The sequence below is a fragment of the Pyrinomonas methylaliphatogenes genome, assembly GCF_000820845.2.
Lineage (GTDB): Bacteria > Acidobacteriota > Blastocatellia > Pyrinomonadales > Pyrinomonadaceae > Pyrinomonas > Pyrinomonas methylaliphatogenes.
Map to the genome: position 1 here is coordinate 240,125 of NZ_CBXV010000003.1, position 17,973 is coordinate 258,097.

Consider the following 17,973-nt stretch of genomic DNA (forward strand, 5'->3'; position numbering starts at 1 on the left):
CGCGCTGAGCGGGGAGGAGCGTTTCAAGATCCTCCCCGCTGCATTCCCTCTCCCGGTTCTAATGGCTCCTATTCGATGAAGCGAATCAGATCAGGCATCTTGGTCTTAGCGCTCCTCCTTTTGCGCCCCCTCGCTTCTTCACCGCAATCTTTCCGCCGAGAGTTCACGCCCTTCCAAGATGCACGCCCCGTGATTGAGAATCTACGCGAAATCCTTCCCGCCGAATTGAAAGCGGCAAGCGCAGAATCAGCCTCCATTTGGCCGGCGTGGATCAAAAAGCGCGATGCCGAAATCCGCGCGCGGCTTGAACGCGGCGAGGAAGATACGCTGGTTAATCTTCTACTCTTCGGCATCTCATACACGAAGCGATCGCGCTTGACTTTCGCTGAAATCGAAAAGCTCGCCCAACAGCAGGCGAACGCGACTCCTCCGCTTCTCCTCGCCCTCCAAGCTCGCGCCGATGATCTGGTGCGCGCGGCAGCTTCCCCTGGAAACAACGAGAGATTGATCTTCGCGAACCAGGTGCTGACAAAACGCAAGGGTTTCGATCTGACATCACCTGAAGGCAGGTTGCTTGCGCGTCAGTATCTCCTAGCAAGCGTGGCCCGCGTTCTCAACGAACAATCCGGTTACGCCCGAATCTTGGCGGCGGCGCGTCAACAAGGGGACGCGACCGAAGAGTTCGCCGTTCGATCCCGCCTCTACAGCACGCGCGGCCTCTCCTTCGACACATCTCTTCCGCCGAACTACGCCATCGAGCGGGCTCTCGTCGCCCTACAACGGAGAGGAGCTTTCGCCCCCGGGAGCGTGCGGCGCGTCGCCATAATCGGGCCCGGACTAGATTTCACCGACAAACAAGAGGGTTACGATATCTATCCGATCCAGACGATCCAACCGTTTGCTTTGATCGATGCGCTTCTACGCCTCGGGCTCTCATCCCCGAAAGATTTGAAGGTCTTCACCTTCGACATCAGTCAAAGAGTCAATTATCACTTGAAGGCGATCGTAGAACAGGCGAAGCGCAACCGAACCTATGCGCTATGGCTGCCCTTGGACACACAGGTGCCATGGCAACAAGATCTCGTTGAGTATTGGGAAAGAGTCGGCCAATCCATAAGCAGATCATCATCGATCGAGCGAGTCCCCGAACTCAAGTTGAGGCTGCGAACTCTGCGGGTCGCGCCACAATTCATACGGATGATCGAACCGATTGAACTCAACATCGTAACCGAACGACTCGCTCTTCCAGATGACGAAAAGTTCGACCTCGTGATAGCGACGAACGTATTCGTTTATTACGACATCTTCGATCAAAGCCTGGCAGCATTGAACATAGAGCGGATGATGAAAAAGGGCGGTTTTCTGCTCTCGAACAACGCTCTGCTCGAACTTCCGACGCTGCACCTCCGTTCGTTGGGATATTCGACAACGGTCTACTCAGAACGTCCCAGCGACGGCGATCATATCGTCTGGTATCTCCACGATTGAGAGGGGAAGCCGCGGCAGATCGCTCGACACTTGGCGACATCTTCCATCTCGAACGTTTTTGATTCTAACTTCTCGATTGGGCGCGCCGCGCGAGATCAGGTAGAATTGGCGGCGAAGGATTTGCGCGTTCCCCGGACGATTCCGCCATCATAACTTTCAGATACGGAGGAACGCCAAACCATGTCATCGGTTATCAATGTCGCGCGCCATCTCGCGCTCTGCGTGGCAGTCGCAATCCTTCTCGGCGGCCTCGATGGACAAGCACAGTCATCGTTCGGCGGAGTAGATCCCGATCCGAGCGATCCGGGGACCGGCGGAAGGAACATGATCAACGGGCACATCTACCTGCCAAATGGCCAACTGCTCAATCGAAAAGCGAAAGTCCAACTGACCAGCCTCCGCAGCGGAACGCTCTTCACCGTAAGCGACGATAACGGGGCTTTCACCTTTCGCCGATTGAGCGGCGGGAGTTATCAACTCACCATCGATGCGGGCAAAGATTACGAGATCGCCACGGAAACGGTCGATATCATCGAATCGGGAACGAGGCGGCGCGAATCTACCGGTCAGACCATCTCCGTGCAGATCTATCTTCGCCCGCGCTCCGTTTCGACGGAAAAACTGGGCACTGTAGATGCGACTCTGGTCGGCATCCCTCAATCAGCCGCTGAGCTATACAAACAAGCTCTTAACCTCTCTCACGATGGGAAGAACAAAGAAGCGATCGAGAAGCTGAAGGAAGCCCTAACGGTCTATCCGAAGTTCGTCTCCGCTTACAACGAACTGGGCGTGCAGTACATGCGCTTGGGACAACTAGCGGAGGCGGCGGAGGCGCTGCGTGCGGCGCTGCGCTTGTCGCCTTACGCCTTCACTCCGCGCCTCAACTATGGAATCGTGCTCGTCAAGCAGAAGGAGTTCGCAGCGGCTGAAGTCGAATTGCGGCGCGCTCTGGAGAGAGACGATCGCTCCGTTCCCGCCCGTCTTTACCTAGGCCGTGCGCTGATCGGGCTCGGCAAGTACGCGGATGCGGAGGCGCTCCTTCGTCAAACGCTAGCGCTCGGTGGACCGGAAGCGAACCTCGCGCACAGATATCTTGGAGCGCTCTACATCGAACGAGGCGATAAGGCACAGGCCATAGATGAGCTGGAGACCTATCTGCGGCTCGAACCGAAGGATAAGGATGCCAATCAGATTCGCGAGATCATTCGCAATTTGAAGGCGAAGAATTGATCCAACCTTCACGTTCGAAGCTAAAGGAGCGTTGCCGAAGCATCTCCTACCATTCCAGCGTCTCGGTGAAAGCGCCGATCTGGTTGACGAAGCTAAAGGGAGCATTGCCGAAGCATCTCCTACGGCAACTTGATCGAGATGTGACGCCATTAGTGACGATACCGGGGGCGGCAAGCTGCAAGGCTCTACAGCGCGCTTTGGAGGCGCGCAGAACGTTAGTGAGCGCACGCTCGCCGCGCTAACTCCCGGCCACCAAGCTTTCCAGTTCGCGGCGTGAGATCGCTCCCTCTCTGATTATGCGAGCCTCGCCGGAGCTGACGTCGAGGACGGTCGAAGGCCGGTCGAGCCGCGCCGGTCCACCATCGACGATCAGATCGAGGCCCGTCGGGAAGTAGTCGAAAACCATCTCTGCGGTCAAGGCCGGCTCCGCTCCGGAAGGGTTGGCGCTTGTCGCCGTGAGCGCTCCGCCACAGATATGGACCAATTCACGCACAGCCTCAACAGCCGGGATCCTTACGCCCACCGTCCCGGTCCCAGCAGTCAACTCTTCGGGCACATCCTTTGCCGCGCGCACGACCAAGGTCAGAGGGCCAGGCCAAAACTGCCTACTGAAGAGATCAAATAACGGCGTCCTTTCGGCGATCAAACGCGAAGCGGCCTCCATGTCGCTGGCGATGACCAAGATCGGTTTGCCCTCATCCCGCCCCTTGAGACGGAAGATAGATTGAATGGCGGCGCGATTGAAAGGGTCGGCACCCAAACCGTAGAAGGTATCGGTCAAAAACGCTATAAGGCCGCCGCCCTCGATAATCCTTTTTGCCTCGCGGCGCGCCTCCTCTCCATCCGCGATGATCCTCGTTCGCTTATCACGCTCACCCATAAGCCTACTCCTACCGATCCTCTCCGCGGCTCCGCCCGCAGCTGTGGGCAAGGCCGACTCCTTAAGCTATTTTGATCCCATAACCCAAACCATCGCCCAGCGGGATGACGATGGCACGCAAGCGTTCGTCGGAGACGAAACGGCGATTGAAGTCTCTGAGAGCCTGAGTCTCCTCATCCTGAAAATCTTTGGCGACCTGCCCTTTCCACAGAAGGTTATCGACGATGACCACCCCGCCCGGGCGCAAGAGCCTCAATGACTGGTCCAGATAGTCGCCGTACTCCCGCTTCGCCGCATCGATGAAGACCAAATCGAAAGATCCCGCTTCGAGTTGAGGGAGCACATCCAAAGCTCGACCTCGCTCGATCAACACTCGATCCCTGACCCCAGCGCGTTCGAGATAATCCGTGGCGCGGGCGATCATCTCATCTTTAGTCTCGATCGTGATGACCGTGCCCCCTTCGCCCGTCGCCCTGGCTAGAAAGATGGTCGAATACCCGATCGCCATGCCGATCTCTAATGCGCGCCGAGCTCCAATCGCCCGCGCCGTGATATCAAGGAAGAGCGCCACTTCGCGATCGGCGATCGGCACGCGGTTGACTGCCGCATATTCTTCCATCTCGCGCAACAAAGCTTCGCTTGCCGGCAGTAGCGTTTCTAAATACTCCGCTTGCTCGCGCTGCAGAATGGAATCTATTTTCGCTTTCATCCTCCGCTCCTCGCCTCGTTACTCGCATCGAGATGCGCCGATCTACTTCTCGTCGCCCTCGATCAGCGCCACGTAACGCCGCGCGAGACCCAGTTCGCGCAGCTTGTGTTGAAGCGATTGGCGGTGCATCCCCAAGATGGCGGCAGCGCGCGTGACGTTGCCGCCCGTCAACTCCAAACATCGCGTGATGTAGGTGCGCTCGAATTCGCGCCGATCGGCGCGAAAATTCATCGTAAAGGGCACGCGCAAAGCCTCTCGTCTCTCTTCATCTTCTGCGCGCGATGTTTCATGAGATTCGAGCGCAAGGTCGCGGACAGCGATCTCTTTCCCCTCGGCCATGATCACCGCCCGTTCAATGACGTTACGCAACTCGCGCACATTGCCGGGCCAAGCGTACTCGAGCAAACGACGCAACGCCGAAGCGGAGATGGTTCGCGCCGGCAGTCCATACTTGTCCGCCGCAGCTTGCGCGAAAGCTGTGGCGAGAAGCGGGATATCCTCACGCCGCTCGCGCAAAGGCGGAACCTCGATTGTCACCACACGCAGGCGGAAGAAGAGATCGGCGCGAAAGTTGCCAGCCTCTATCTCGCGTTCCAATTGCCGATGTGTCGCGCTCACGATACGCACATCGACCGGGATCGGTTCCGCCCCGCCCAGACGTTCGATGGCGCGCTCCTCGATCGCGCGAAGCAACTTGGCTTGAACGTTCGCGCTCATATCTCCGATCTCATCGAGGAAGAGCGTGCCGCCATCGGCCAACTCGAACTTCCCTTGCCGGCGCATCGATGCGCCGGTGAACGCTCCCTTCTCATGCCCGAACAGTTCGGATTCGATCAACTCCGAAGGCAAAGCGGCGCAATTGATGGCGACGAAACGCCCACGACGACGGCTTCGTTCATGAATGGCGCGCGCGACCAACTCCTTACCGGTTCCCGATTCTCCTCGAATCAAAACCGTGGCATCAGTTTCGGCCACCTTCTCGATCACCGCGCGCACCCGCTCGATGGCCGGAGATTGGCCCAACAGTTTCGCCGCCGCGCTCTCCAATTCTAACGATCGCCGCAAAGCTTCGTTCTCGCGTTTCAACCGCACCGTCTCGAGCGCGTTGCGCACGACGAGTCGAAGCTCATCGATCTCGAACGGTTTGGCGAGATAATCGTGCGCTCCGGACTTGATCGCCTCGACGGCCATGCGCTCGGAACCATACGCGGTGATCATGATGAAGAGCGGCGCATCACCCCTTTCGCCGAACTCCCGCAGAAGATCCAAGCCGCTCGCGCCCGGCAAATTGATGTCGAGCAGGACCACATCAGGGCGTTTGCGCTCGATCTCGCTGCGCGCGCGTTCAGCATCCTCCGCCTCCGCGATCTCACAATCGAGCGAAGCGAGGGCGCGCCGCATGCCGTATCGCGCTGCCTCTTCGTCATCTACGATCAACAATCGCAATCTGTCCGATTTCGCTTCGACCACACGTTCCTCCAAAGGAGCGTTCACGTTTGTTGAGCGATTATGCTCAATTGGCGCGCGAAATGTGAAGTCTGCGAATGCGATTCGCAGACGCGCTCGAGGTTCACGCTATTAACACGCGAGACCGAGCAGCGGCATGGTACATGGAAAAAGCTGCTGCCCACCCGAGGTTCACGCTATTAACACGCGAGACTCTCTCCAGCGGTCCGATTTTTCGGAATCCGCCTCTGCCCTTTAAACTTCTCATAACGATCGCGCAGACGTTCGATCTCGTAACGGGAGGCGCAATTCGAAACAAGCGCCGCGCTCCCTTTCGGCGAGATAACGCGCCGCACCGCCGATCTCTTCCATACGTTTGCGGACGATGGCGAGCCCCAATCCGGTGCCTCGCTGTCGCGTCGTGAAGAAAGGTTCCCAGATCCGTTCGCGCAAATGAGCGGGCACGCCATGCCCTTCATCGCTCACGCGACAACAGAGCGTTTCGTCTTCGATGAAAAGCTCTACGCGCACGCTCATCCCTGCCGGCGTCGCTTGCAGCGCATTCGAGATGAGGTTCGATAATGAATCGCGCAGCGCGATCGTCCGCTGCGCATCGAGCTCACACGCCGCGTCGGCGCGCAATTCCAGATTTACGCCACGCCGTTGCGCTTCCGCACGAAACAGAGCGATAAGATTCTGGACCAGCGCATCTGACCTAGAGCGTTCTTCGGCGGATGGCTTGCGCGCAAAACCGAGAAGCTGTGCGAGGCTACGGCTCAAGCGATCGGTTTCGCCGATGATCATATCGAGATCGCGTTTGTAATCCACCTGCAACCTTTCATCTTCGCGCATCACTTGCACGATCGATTTGATGGCGGAAAGAGGATTCTTGATCTCATGTGCGATCGTCGCGGCCATCTGTCCGAGCGCGGCCAAGCGCTCGCCTTCGGCCAATTCCCTCTCCAGCTTGAGGTTCTCTTCGACCAAGCGACAATCGCGCACGACGATCGCGATCTGCCGGGCGACGACTTCAAGCGCCGCGTACACGTCCGAAGTGAACTCTGACGCTTTGACGAGCATGACGCCGAGCAACTCGCTCTCCCAACGCAGCGCACGGGCCAAAGTCCACCCATGTTCAGCAAGCAGGCTGTCGTTCTCGATCATCTCTTGGGCTTCGATTCGTTGCAAGAGCCGCTCTTCCCAGTCGCGCTCAAGTTCGTGATCCGAAACGCGCGGGATGATGAACTGAACCCTTTCCAATCTGAGCGCCTCCTCCATCTTGCGCGCAGCGAGATCCAAAAACTGCGGCAACCGCTCCCATGACCACCTTTGAGTTCCAGCTTCGCCAAGCAGATTTCGATAGATTTCTGTTTCGCGAACGAAGAGCTCATGCACCCAACGCCGCAATCTATAGTGCAGTGGCACGGCGGTCAGGACTAAAGCGATGATCAAAAGCGGTTCGATCACGCCCTCGCGCAAGCCGTAGCGCGAAGTCAACCAATCGCCGAACAGACGCACGCCGTAGAGATAGCCGATAAGGACGATGATGGCGAAAACAGCGACGAATAGGCTCCGTTCGATGATCAGCTCCAAATAGCGGTACCGGTAGATGTGATAGGCTAAGAGCGAGGTCGGCAACAACGAACCTAGATTGGCTGCAATGCGGAGATATCCGGCCCAGATCGTTCCGCCGCCTAGATTGAAGGCGTAAGCCGCAAGCATCAGGATGGCGACGAAGATGAAGGAGATGGCCAGCGTGCGCATCAAGCTTTTCTCATTCGCTTCGGCGACATTGCGCGCGATAAGAAGATCCGTCACGGCGACGAGCGCAAGCACATAAGCCGCCCAGAGCGCGAACGGCAGGACCAGGTGTGACAGCCTTTCGAGCATCGGCGCGTAGGGTTCGGTCCAGATCGGCGGGATGGCGATCGTCAGAAAAAGAAGCGGGATGTACGAAAGATAGACTCTCACGCGCTCGAAACGAGTTAAAGGGCGCTGGCGCGCATTCGCCCAAAGATGCAAGTGTATGTGAAGCAGTAACGAGTAAGCGAGCGTGATCGTGACGACGGCGATCGTCTCCGCCATGCGCAAAGATGCGTACCAGCGCGCCAACCCGAGCGATCCGTAAAGCGTGAGAAAGAGATTGCTCGCATGCCACAGTCCGATGGCGACCGTCAAGCACAGAAGGATACGTTCCACCGTGCGCCGCCGTTTCGTCAGCAAGAGTTTGCCTATCCATAGATGAAGCGCCGCTCCAGCGCTGTACCCGACCAGTTGGATGATTTCGAGCAACGACATGGCCATCTGCTCAATCTCTGAACTCGGCGATCACCGGCACATGATCCGAGGGCCGTTCCCAACTGCGCGGCGCGCGATCTATCCAAGCCGCTGTACACCTTTCGGCGAGCGGGCGCGAAATCCAGATATGGTCGATACGCAACCCGGCGTTGCGACGGAATGCACCGGCGCGATAATCCCACCAAGTGAAATGGCCTCCATCTTGAACATGTAGACGGAAAGCGTCGACCAACCCCCATTCGCGCAATTTCGCCAAAGCCTCGCGCTCCGGCTCGCTGAAGAGGATGCGCCCGCGCCACAGATTCGGATCATGCACATCGCGATCCTCCGGCGCGACATTGAAGTCGCCGCACAATAACAGATTCTCATCTGGCCGATGATGTTCATCTAGAAACCTTCGGAGCCGTTGCATCCAATCGAGTTTAAAACGATACTTCTCGGAACCGACCGCCTGCCCATTCGGCACGTAGACGTTAATGATGCGAATGCCGCCAAGCGTCCCGGCGATCAAGCGAGCATGGCCGCTCGACTCATCTTCCGGGAAACCGCGCTGCACATCGTCGCATGGGGAACGCGAGATGATCGCGACGCCGTTATAGGCGCGCTCGCCGAAAGTCTCAACGTAATAGCCGAGTTCGATCAGACGCTCGCGCGGGAAACGTTCATCCACACACTTCGTCTCCTGCAGGCAGAGCACGTCCGGGCGAGCTTCGTCCAACCAACGCAGCACGTGCGACAACCGCGCGATGATGGAATTAACGTTCCACGTCGCAATCCTCATCTCGCGATCATCTTAATCAGCTTCTGCGCCCATCACAACGATCGCCACGATCATGGCTCATCTTCGACCGATCGATATTGATCTACCGCCCGAAGATTTCGGATAATCCCGATATGCGAGGGGAATACGCAACGATGACCGAGCGGATCCTCATCGTCGAAGACGACGAAGGGCGTTGTAACTGGTTCCGCGCGCAACTTCTCAACTACGAATTGGACATCACATGCGATGTGACGGAAGCCATCTGCTGGTTGAAAGAGCGAGATTATCGGGTGATCTTTCTCGATCATGACCTCGTCACGGAACAATATGAGGCGACGGACTTCGATGACGAACGCACCGGTTATGCAGTCGCACAGTGGCTCGCCGCGCATCCAGAGTATCAACGCGAGGCTGAGATCGTCATCCATTCGCTCAATTACCCCGGCGCTGAGAGGATGCTTCGAGTGTTGCAAGAATCAGGCCGCCAAGCTAGACACATCCCCTTTACGACGTTGATGATGGATCCTCCGCTGTGAGCGACGCGAGACTCCTTCATCGTCTATACTCGAACCTCGATAACTCATTGAAGCTGCAGATAACGAACATGCACCGGAATCTTCGCTCGTACCTTGAATGCCTACGTCGCGAGAACGAACTTATCCATATCGAAGCGGAAGTCGATCCGTATCTCGAGCTAGCCGAAATACATCGGCGCGTCATCGCACGAGGCGGGCCGGCCCTGCTGTTCGAGCGCATCAAAGGCAGTCGCTATCCGGTCGTGACCAATCTCTTCGGGACAGAGCGGCGGATCGAGCTCGCTTTCGGCCCGAAGCCGGAAAGACTCGTGCGCCGAGCCGTCCATCTGATCGAATCGCTCCTCCCGCCGCGCCCGGCTGAACTTTGGGCGGAACGCGCGCTCGTGCTCGAAGCGTTGAAGCTCGGGACGAAGCGAGCGCGAAAAGCGCCAGTCCTAGAGGTCGCTGATCGCCCGGCGCGTTTGACCGAACTTCCCGTCTTGACGACGTGGCAAGAGGATGGCGGACCCTTTTTCACCTTGCCGCTCGTCTACACGGAACATCCCGTGACGGGCAAGCACAACCTCGGCATGTACCGCCTGCAACGCTTCGATGATCACACCACAGGCATCCACTGGCAGATCCAGAAGGGAGGCGGTTTTCACTATCATGAAGCCGAAAAGCGCGGCGAATCGTTGAAGACCGTGGTCTTTCTCGGCGGTCCGCCGGCGCTCATCCTCGCCGCGATCGCGCCGCTACCTGAAGACGTGCCGGAACTCGTGCTCGCCTCCGCGCTCGCGGGCGAGAAGATCGGCGTCGTCGAGAATCCGATCGAGAACCATCTTCGCCTAGTGGCCGAAGCCGAATTCGCGCTCGTCGGGCATGTGCCGCCGCATCAAAGACGACTCGAAGGACCGTTCGGCGATCATTACGGCTACTACTCGCTCGCACACGATTATCCGGTTTTCCATGTCGAAGCGGTCTTTCATCGCCGCGACGCGATCTACCCCGCCACCGTGGTCGGTAAACCGCGCCAAGAGGATTTCTTCATCGGCGACTATTTGCAGAAGTTGCTTGCGCCGCTCTTCCCGCTCGTCATGCCCGGCGTGCGCGACCTGTGGAGCTATGGCGAGACGGGCTTCCATTCGCTAGCGGCGGCGATCGTGCGCGAACGTTACGCGCGCGAAGCGCTGGTCCACGGCTTCCGCATCCTCGGCGAAGGACAACTCTCGCTGACCAAATTTCTGATTCTGACGGACACGCCGCAAAACCTGCGCGATTTCAAGAGCCTTTTCGAACACGTCCTCCAGCGCGTTCGTTGGGAAAGCGACTTCTTCATCTTCTCCAACGTCTCGATGGACACGCTCGATTACACGAGCGGGACGATCAATCGCGGAAGCAAAGCGTTGCTGCTCGGATTGGGCGACGCGGTGCGCGAGCTGCCGGGCGAATTCCGCGGCGAACTTCCGGCTGACGTCAAACGCGCCGAGGTCTTCTGCCGTGGCTGCTTGGTCGTCGAAGGCACGCCTTACGCGCGTGACCCGCAACAGGCAGCGCGACTCGCGCGCCAAGAGTGTTTTCGGGATTGGCAAGTGATCGTCCTCCACGATGACGCCAACGTCGCGCGTTCAACATCCGATTTCTTGTGGGCCACCTGGACGCGCTTCGATCCGGCTTCGGATGTCTACGCCGCTGACGTGCGCGTAGCGCATCATCATCTCGCCTATCATGCTCCGATAGTCATAGACGCGCGCATGAAACCGCATTATCCGAAAGAATTAGTCGTCAGCGAAGACATCGCCGCGCGCGTCACGCAACGCTGGCGCGAATACTTTCCGCAAAGACAGGCGTGGGAGTAAAAACGATGACTTTCGCTGCCGAAACCCGAACGCGCAGCCCGTCGTTACCCACTCAACAGATCACCCGCCAAGAGACTGCAAGCACATCCGTTGTCAACCAGTCGAGCTTCGAACTGGTATGCAGAAGCAGAAACGTGCGACAAGCTCCGCCCATATTCGGCGCGTAAAGCGAGGTCGCCTCTGTCAGCCGTGGCCGGACGTCGCTTTGACTTCGATGAGCATCTGCGACGGACGCTCGAAGCCTTCCGCGAGGTCCAGGTCGAACTCTCTCCCATCGCCTTCAACGACGGCAAACCGCTCGACCCCATCGCGTTGCAGCGGGCCGTCTATCACCAGGTCAAGGGCCGCCTCAACAGCCAGATGACCATCTCTGCTATCCGGCAGGTGGCGGTTGCGTACGCCAAGCCGAGCGCAACAAGCATAGGATTGCGCAACCATTTAAGTTTCGCCGGGCCAGAGCCATCTTTCTGGTCGGCAAGCGCGGTCGGGATGCCGACTTTCGGGCCGACGGTACGCTCTCCATCTGGACGGTTGGCGGTCGCAAGCGCTTTACTTACACCATACCCGAAATCTTCAATATGCTAAGGTCGGGATAGCGAGAAAACGATAGACGCTGCCACCTGATGGGTGACCTGTAACGGCGATGTCTTCAACTCGCACAAGCGACACTGCCGTGAATAAGCCGCTGACCAAATCTTTGTCTGCTTCGAGTCGAAGAGCATTGTCTTTGCTCCTGTATGCCCTATCACGCGCTTGACATAGAGTACACTACCCCGTCTCGCTTGTTGCCCGTGGTAGCTCGCCTCATATGATGCGTTCCACCCGCACGCGCCGCACGATGTCGCTCCACACATCGCCCCCGTATCCGTGCGCATGAAGTGCACACTTGCCCATCATCACTTGGAATATTGAGAGCCCTTAGGGGCTGGCATCAGATCTCTTCGATGAGTGGCCTTTCAAGCGAGCTCTGTCTTTATCTCGTCCCGCTCAAATGTAAATGATTTGGTCTTCCATCTCATCAGCGGTCATCCGATTGAGGATTATCATTAGTCGGCGAACGATCTCATGTGGGGGACGACGCGCCGCAATGATGATCCCGTAATGCTTCCGCCCAGCGGCAAAGTATTCTTGCGCTAACCGCACGAAATCTTCCCAGTTGTGCGTCAGCAATGCATGTCGACAGCTGACCGCATACTCTAGCTGCTCAGCATCGCCTGCACCTTGACGTCCGGCTTCAACTGTTGTCTGCACCGTGAAGCCGTGCACGCGCAGCAGCTTCGCCACCAACGCGCTGACGTCCTCATCCAAGTAGAGTTCGACAAACAATCGGCTCACTTTTCTCGCACGCGAGCATCGATCAGTTCCTCGGGAATGCGATTGCGCTCGATATAGTAGTTGATCTCCGCCTGATGATCGCTATAGTACGAGAGCGCGTCGAAGACCTGCGCTTGCGTCAAATGTGGCAGATGATTCGTAATCTCTTCGGCAGCAACGCCCATCCGCCACAGTTCGACAACGGCCCGCACGGGCGTGCGCGTCCCCTTGATGATTGGCTCACCGCCTAAGATGCGCTCATCCTTTACGATGTACAAATGTTCGGTCGCGGTCGACATAAAGCTACAACTATCTCCTGTTACCGAATCCACTCTGGCTGTACAATATGCGGTGGCGTCACCGCTTGAACGATCATTTTAACTATCTGCAAAGCAAACAGAAAGTCCCTAGCACTTCCACGACGGCGCCAAATCTTCCGTCGCCATCTTCCACACAAAGTCCTCATCAACAAACATGTAATCGTGCACGATCTCGTGTTGCATCCCGGTGATCGCTCGCCATAGAACTGATCTGTGCCGCATGCGCATCTCTGTTGATACATGACGATCGTGGTGATTACCGCTTCAACTTCATTCGGGTAGAGCGCGGTACTGGCCTCCCCTACAGCAGTTTGCGCGATGGCGCTGAGTTCTTGCGCACTGAAGCCGCCAGCTCCGCTGCTGAAATTAAAGTCTTGTTCTTCGCAAGCGGTCTCTGCAGCTGCACGTTATGCTGCCCTTGCACCAGCGTAGGCACGCCATCTCGGCCGCCAGCTCGCGGCTCATATTCCGTCCACAACCGCACGCGCTGCCCCGCGCCAAACAACACACCCAATGCATGCCTCAACCAAAAGTCATCTACCCACCGCGGCGCCCGCGTCTCGATCCGAATCACCTCTTCCTCATCGCTAACAAGTCCCGTCGGATCCACAAAGTTCACCGGATCGTTCTCACAATAGCTGTACCGGTTGAACGATTGTGGATCCGTGAGATCGCAGCTCCCATCACACGAATCAAACTACACATACTAGCTCCACCCGCTGTACTCCAGCCACCTCCTCCTTTATTCCGACGCACGCCTGCCGCATAGTCCCATCCAGGCGAACCTGTCCCTTACCTTGACCACTCACTCGGATATATCCGCCTCACCCGGCCTTTGCTTCATGGTTGTTAACTGAATCTGTGCAGCTATTTATCCTGTTCTTTCACGCAACTCCCCCACTTTGAAAACAAAACTATCTTTGATTGGTTGGCAGCGCCTTCGCGCCATAAAATCAGCTTCTCGCCAAACCGCCGGGCACTATAACTCGCTTGATCTGCGTCCGCAAAGATCTTGAATCGCAGCCAGTCTCTGCTTATTGATAGATCATAGGCTGCATATGGAATGAAGCCACCTTCGGAAGAGGTGTAGATGATCGCTTTTGTGCCAGCGCCGCTAATCAGCAACAACTCTGTGCCGACCAAGTCGCCCGATTCCTCGTTATACTTCATGTTGGAGTAAGCTCTTATCATTGCTCGTCGTGGAAGGCGCTGTAATTCAACAGATGCCCTCCCAATCCTCTCTACTCGCCCTCGACTCTTGCGTGTTGTGTAAAGATCACCCAACAAACCAAAAGTCGTTATGCGCCCAATGAATTCATATCCTACATCTCCAACCCCCGGCTCGGATGCGAAATGTAAGCCCCCGTTAGCTGTCATTTGAACATACAATATCTTCAAACACTGCGGTCGCAAGTAGATCTGACCAAGCCTGTGCACATAGTCCAGCTGTATGAGCCATGCTCGATGCCCCCTTCCTTCATCGGAAACGCCCAGGTACCAATCGTATGTCGCATGCTTGCTAGAGCCTGCGACACTCATGCGAACACTTCTCTCTAAGGGTTTGCCCTGCCACCGTGATGATGCCCTCCACGCAAAGCAGCAACACACTATGGCAAGCAACAAAATAAGCACACAAACCCCACTCTTGCTCCAACTCCAAACTGTTATAAACACTTGTGATAGAAAGCCTCCGCTTCTAAAGCAGCTAGCCTTAGCTTTTCTCGATATTCCTCCGTCCCTTTTGTACCAAATGGATTGATTTCGAAGTGTGGAGGATCTCGATGACGGAATCTCCCTCCCCAAGTGAAACCATGACTCTCCATCACTTGACGAATGGTTTGAAACTCTTGCGTCGCGGTTCCATTGATGTCGACCGCATAACCAGCTTGATGTAAGGATAGCGACGCAGCTGGATTTCTCCCCGCCCCACCTGCGCGCATGCGTTGCTGATCAGCGGTCGTGCGAAAAGCACTGTTAATGCGAGGCCTAATCCCCGCTCTATTCAATGCACTAACAGCTGCGCTGAAAGCGCGTGCAAAGTCTGGAGCGAAATAAGGTCTGGCATTTTGCCCATAAGAAACTTGCAAATCAGAATCTAGAGAGACAAGCAGTTTTTGGTTACAATTGATTGGGGGTTCACCCAGTTTATTGACTTCAACTGGATTCTGCGGCAGTGTAGCTGCTGGCAACTCCGGCGGCCCATCAACCAACGGCTGCATCAACCGCTGCCCCATCTGCATCCCAAACACCCATAACTCCCATAACGCCGTCCAGTCAGGCCCAGCATCGGCTCTCACCGTCACTACCCCAAGCTGCACCCCGTTGACTGGACCCACCGTCAGCATCCCTGTCGGATCCACAAAGTTCACAGGATCGTTCTGCACATAAGCATACCGGTTGAGCGATTGTGGATCAGTCAGATCGTAACTCCCATCCCACGGATCCGGTTGATAGAACCGCGAATACCACCCGTGATACACCCTCCGCTGCGCCTGATCGCTCCAATTCCCATCCCGCTCATACCACCCATACACATACGGATGATACCGTGGGTTCTCGCTCCTCTCTGTCTCCCCGCCCCACGGATCCAACTCCACCACCGCCACCACATTCCCCGCCTCGTCCGTCAACCGCTCACCTCTTCACCACAGCATCCCGATGCACCTACATCACCAGCCAGCAATATCATGTCAATTCACCTCACCCTACCACGCGCAGCTTAGCCCCCCTCTCAAACAACGCGCCGCCTTCCCCTACCCACTTGCCCTCAATCCCCACAACTGTGAAACATAGCGGCGATAACGAACTGCTACTTTGCTGGCTTAGATCCGCTGAAAGAAACTCTCGCCAAAAGAGGTGTAAACTTAGACAAAAATCCACAAAGGGTCAAGAAGCTCTCTCTCCCTCATCGACGACCGACGCAGTAAAACGATCCCCTCGCAAAATCTCACCGCCAATAACCGCCCCTGCACCCTACTCAATCCGCCACACCCGCGTGTCATACGTGCTCGTCAACATGTACTTCCCATCTGGCGTGAACGCTATCCGATTCACCCTCGCGGCAAACGGATCATCACGCCGCTGCCTGATCGCCGGATGCGCCACGCGCCCAACCTCCTCCCCGCTGCTTAAATCGTAGAGCACCACCTCCGCTTGCTCCTCCGTCCATAATAGCCTCTCCCTCACCCGCGTGTACCCAACCGCCATTACCCAACCATCTGGCGATACCGCTAGCGCTGTGCCGACAAAGCACGATGCAATAGCGCTATCATCGCTCATCTTAGGCGGCATCCAACCAGTGATATCAAGTTGACGTACCGCTTCATAGTTCACTGTGTCATAGAAGAGCAGGTAATGTTTTGCTTCCGCCTTATCAAAAATCATGTTGCTAGCAGTAACCAAAAGAGACTTGCCATCCGGCGTGTAGATTGGGCCGCATTTATACACTAACCCAACTGGAACTTTAAGGCGCTCGATGATTCTGAGCGTGGCAATATCTCTGATGTACACCTCTCCGCTAGTTAGATATGCTAGATGGCGTCTATTTGGCGAAATGATTAAACCTGTCGTCATTCTAGTTGGATCAGATGGATTGACCGGATCACCAATCGCTAGCTTGCAATCAGGAAGAGTTAACAAAGCTATAGCTTCTCCGCTACCCTCTCGATACAGCGCACCAAACACGTGTTGTGAGTCAACGATGGTTGCGTGTCTAAAATTTGCCCAATCTTCACTGGAACAAACCTCAACCTCGCCTGTTGAAAAGTCCCATAGCCTTAATACCCAACGCAGCTCATTACCTCTCCTTTGCGGCTCCTTGTAGAAAACCTTTAAGGTTCCCGGGACCAACTGCTCATTCTCGGGAAAGAACTCCACCCTGATTCGACTTACCTCACGCCCATCCCGCAAATCCACTACCCGCAACTCATCATCATAAACCTCTGGCTGATTGGCCTTGACCCAACCACCGTAGATCCGGTAGCTGCGCGTCGGATATGAGCTCCGATAGAACAAAACAAGCCGCCCGTCACTTGATATATCACATAAAATGTCATGCTTGTACTCAGCAACCAATCTCAACCTAACACCCCTCCTCCCACTACTCCCAGCACCCACAATACACTGAACAAAAAACGCACACCACACCAAAGTTAATACCCAAACAACCTTGCCCCGCATCCTCGCCTCCTAAGCAATAAAGATGTCCTCACAAACACAAGTATCCTGTGATCTTCCTGCCTAACGCTCGACCAACCGCAAATGGATCCGTCACACTCTTACTCACCTTGTTGTAGAACACCTCAACCCCATGCACCAAAGCTGGCAACACCCCCATCTGTGGATTACCTATGTCAATGTCAACAAACGCACCCCCACGCCCACCTCCAATCTGCAATGCGTAGAAAGCTCGGCGCTGCCGCCCTCCCCACTCGCTCATCCCAGGATGCTCGCTCTCGGCTGGCGGTGAGTTAATGAACCTTCCGGCAGCAACGCCAACTTCAAAGCTAGCTCGAAAGCTATCAATGCCTGCCCCCGGAGCAAAAAGCAGTCGGTCTTGGTGGATGCCGCTCTGCTGCAACGTCAAGCCAGAGAAGTCTATCTGCGCGCTGCTGAGCGCACCTGTGAGGTTGAGAAAACTTGCCCGCTGTGCATCAGACAAACCGCCATATGCGCTTGCGCCGCCTATGTCTTTGAACAGACCTTGCTGCGCGGCACTAAGTTGACTAAAGCTAGGGAAACTGCATCGTGGCGGTTCACCAAGTTTGCTCACATCGACTGGATTCTGCGGCAGTGTAGCTGCTGGCAACTCCGGCGGCCCATCAATCAACGGCGGCAGCAACCGCTGATCCATCTGCATCCCAAACATCCATAACTCCCATAACGCCTCCATCGCCTCGAAGTATTCCCTGTTTAGCGCAAACAACCCAGTAGGATCCACAAAGTTCACCGGATCGTTCTGCACATAGCTGTACCGGTTGAACGATTGCGGATCCGTCAAGTCATAGCTCCCTTCCCATGGATCTGGCTCGTTGAACCGCGTCCACCACCCGTGGTAACTCCTCATCAGCGCCTGATCGCTCCAATTCCCATCCCGCTCATACCCCCCATACACATACGGATGATACCGTGGTTCTCGCTCCTCTCTGTCTC

18 protein-coding genes are annotated in these 17,973 nt (G+C 56.4%); 4 read left to right on the forward strand and 14 right to left on the reverse strand.

Annotated features, from left to right (window positions below; translation table 11 throughout):
* Positions 1-75 precede the first annotated feature (75 nt).
* Together PYK22_RS04430 and PYK22_RS04435 are read left to right on the forward strand one after the other, a co-directional pair.
* Positions 76-1,488 (forward strand): class I SAM-dependent methyltransferase, encoded by a 1,413-nt coding sequence (locus PYK22_RS04430; RefSeq protein ID WP_041974823.1) that lies wholly within the window; start codon positions 76-78, stop codon positions 1,486-1,488.
* Positions 1,489-1,668: 180 nt separating this feature from the next.
* The gene (locus PYK22_RS04435) at positions 1,669-2,718 is read left to right on the forward strand and encodes a carboxypeptidase-like regulatory domain-containing protein (RefSeq protein WP_041974825.1); all 1,050 of its coding nucleotides are present in this window, start codon (positions 1,669-1,671) and stop codon (positions 2,716-2,718) included.
* A 238-nt stretch (positions 2,719-2,956) separates the two neighbouring features.
* Here the strand turns inward: PYK22_RS04435 and PYK22_RS04440 are convergent, their stop codons facing one another.
* The 5 genes from PYK22_RS04440 to xth all read right to left on the reverse strand — a co-directional run bounded on the left by PYK22_RS04440 (position 2,957) and on the right by xth (position 8,832).
* On the reverse strand, positions 2,957-3,598 hold the full coding sequence (locus tag PYK22_RS04440) for an L-threonylcarbamoyladenylate synthase (protein WP_060635333.1): 642 nt from the start codon (positions 3,596-3,598) through the stop codon (positions 2,957-2,959).
* Positions 3,599-3,659: 61 nt separating this feature from the next.
* A complete protein-coding gene (locus tag PYK22_RS04445; RefSeq protein WP_060635334.1) occupies positions 3,660-4,307 on the reverse strand; it encodes an O-methyltransferase in 648 nt (215 codons plus the stop codon).
* 42 nt (positions 4,308-4,349) lie between these two features.
* Positions 4,350-5,801, reverse strand: a complete 1,452-nt coding sequence (locus PYK22_RS04450; RefSeq protein WP_162199792.1) for a sigma-54-dependent transcriptional regulator — start codon at positions 5,799-5,801, stop codon at positions 4,350-4,352.
* A gap of 216 nt (positions 5,802-6,017) precedes the next feature.
* Positions 6,018-8,051: a sensor histidine kinase gene (locus PYK22_RS04455; RefSeq protein ID WP_041974829.1), complete on the reverse strand. Its 2,034-nt coding sequence runs from the start codon at positions 8,049-8,051 to the stop codon at positions 6,018-6,020.
* A 10-nt stretch (positions 8,052-8,061) separates the two neighbouring features.
* A complete protein-coding gene (gene xth / locus PYK22_RS04460) occupies positions 8,062-8,832 on the reverse strand; it encodes an exodeoxyribonuclease III (protein WP_041974831.1) in 771 nt (256 codons plus the stop codon).
* A 113-nt stretch (positions 8,833-8,945) separates the two neighbouring features.
* Between xth and PYK22_RS04465 the strand changes: the two genes are divergently transcribed.
* Both PYK22_RS04465 and PYK22_RS04470 read left to right on the forward strand, forming a co-directional pair.
* Entirely contained in the window at positions 8,946-9,350 is a 405-nt protein-coding gene (locus PYK22_RS04465; protein ID WP_162199793.1) for a cyclic-phosphate processing receiver domain-containing protein, read from the forward strand.
* Positions 9,347-11,188: a UbiD family decarboxylase gene (locus PYK22_RS04470; RefSeq protein WP_211197611.1), complete on the forward strand. Its 1,842-nt coding sequence runs from the start codon at positions 9,347-9,349 to the stop codon at positions 11,186-11,188. Before PYK22_RS04465 ends, PYK22_RS04470 begins: the two co-directional genes overlap by 4 nt.
* Before the next feature lie 183 nt (positions 11,189-11,371).
* Here PYK22_RS04470 and PYK22_RS17480 read toward each other — a convergent pair whose 3' ends face one another.
* The 9 genes from PYK22_RS17480 to PYK22_RS04505 all read right to left on the reverse strand — a co-directional run.
* Positions 11,372-11,626 carry a vWA domain-containing protein gene (locus PYK22_RS17480; RefSeq protein WP_157770670.1) on the reverse strand — a complete coding sequence of 85 codons (255 nt, stop codon included), beginning with the start codon at positions 11,624-11,626 and terminating at the stop codon, positions 11,372-11,374.
* Positions 11,627-12,175: 549 nt separating this feature from the next.
* On the reverse strand, positions 12,176-12,523 hold the full coding sequence (locus tag PYK22_RS04475; protein WP_041974836.1) for a DUF5615 family PIN-like protein: 348 nt from the start codon (positions 12,521-12,523) through the stop codon (positions 12,176-12,178).
* Positions 12,520-12,801: a DUF433 domain-containing protein gene (locus PYK22_RS04480; protein WP_041974838.1), complete on the reverse strand. Its 282-nt coding sequence runs from the start codon at positions 12,799-12,801 to the stop codon at positions 12,520-12,522. The genes PYK22_RS04475 and PYK22_RS04480 overlap by 4 nt, the downstream gene beginning before the upstream one ends.
* 108 nt (positions 12,802-12,909) lie before the next feature.
* On the reverse strand, positions 12,910-13,044 hold the full coding sequence (locus tag PYK22_RS17160; protein WP_157770671.1) for a HepT-like ribonuclease domain-containing protein: 135 nt from the start codon (positions 13,042-13,044) through the stop codon (positions 12,910-12,912).
* A 79-nt stretch (positions 13,045-13,123) separates the two neighbouring features.
* Positions 13,124-13,441: a hypothetical protein gene (locus PYK22_RS04485; protein WP_041974840.1), complete on the reverse strand. Its 318-nt coding sequence runs from the start codon at positions 13,439-13,441 to the stop codon at positions 13,124-13,126.
* 248 nt (positions 13,442-13,689) lie between these two features.
* The gene (locus PYK22_RS04490) at positions 13,690-13,992 is read right to left on the reverse strand and encodes a hypothetical protein (protein ID WP_157770672.1); all 303 of its coding nucleotides are present in this window, start codon (positions 13,990-13,992) and stop codon (positions 13,690-13,692) included.
* Positions 13,993-14,486: 494 nt separating this feature from the next.
* Entirely contained in the window at positions 14,487-15,452 is a 966-nt protein-coding gene (locus PYK22_RS04495) for an RHS repeat-associated core domain-containing protein (RefSeq protein ID WP_041974844.1), read from the reverse strand.
* A 343-nt stretch (positions 15,453-15,795) separates the two neighbouring features.
* On the reverse strand, positions 15,796-16,902 hold the full coding sequence (locus PYK22_RS04500; protein ID WP_157770673.1) for a WD40 repeat domain-containing protein: 1,107 nt from the start codon (positions 16,900-16,902) through the stop codon (positions 15,796-15,798).
* 127 nt (positions 16,903-17,029) lie between these two features.
* On the reverse strand, positions 17,030-17,973 hold a 944-nt coding region (locus PYK22_RS04505; RefSeq protein WP_211197612.1), incomplete at its 5' end, for an RHS repeat-associated core domain-containing protein.

Coding starts and splice junctions, on each gene's coding strand:
- PYK22_RS04455 (WP_041974829.1), bottom strand. CDS start 8,051: ATGTCGTTGCTCGAAATCATCCAACTGGTCGGGTACAGCGCTGGAGCG.
- xth (WP_041974831.1), bottom strand. CDS start 8,832: ATGAGGATTGCGACGTGGAACGTTAATTCCATCATCGCGCGGTTGTCG.
- PYK22_RS04435 (WP_041974825.1), top strand. CDS start 1,669: ATGTCATCGGTTATCAATGTCGCGCGCCATCTCGCGCTCTGCGTGGCA.
- PYK22_RS04465 (WP_162199793.1), top strand. CDS start 8,946: ATGCGAGGGGAATACGCAACGATGACCGAGCGGATCCTCATCGTCGAA.
- PYK22_RS17160 (WP_157770671.1), bottom strand. CDS start 13,044: ATGCGGCACAGATCAGTTCTATGGCGAGCGATCACCGGGATGCAACAC.
- PYK22_RS17480 (WP_157770670.1), bottom strand. CDS start 11,626: ATGGTTGCGCAATCCTATGCTTGTTGCGCTCGGCTTGGCGTACGCAAC.
- PYK22_RS04445 (WP_060635334.1), bottom strand. CDS start 4,307: ATGAAAGCGAAAATAGATTCCATTCTGCAGCGCGAGCAAGCGGAGTAT.
- PYK22_RS04480 (WP_041974838.1), bottom strand. CDS start 12,801: ATGTCGACCGCGACCGAACATTTGTACATCGTAAAGGATGAGCGCATC.
- PYK22_RS04440 (WP_060635333.1), bottom strand. CDS start 3,598: ATGGGTGAGCGTGATAAGCGAACGAGGATCATCGCGGATGGAGAGGAG.
- PYK22_RS04490 (WP_157770672.1), bottom strand. CDS start 13,992: ATGAAGTATAACGAGGAATCGGGCGACTTGGTCGGCACAGAGTTGTTG.
- PYK22_RS04430 (WP_041974823.1), top strand. CDS start 76: ATGAAGCGAATCAGATCAGGCATCTTGGTCTTAGCGCTCCTCCTTTTG.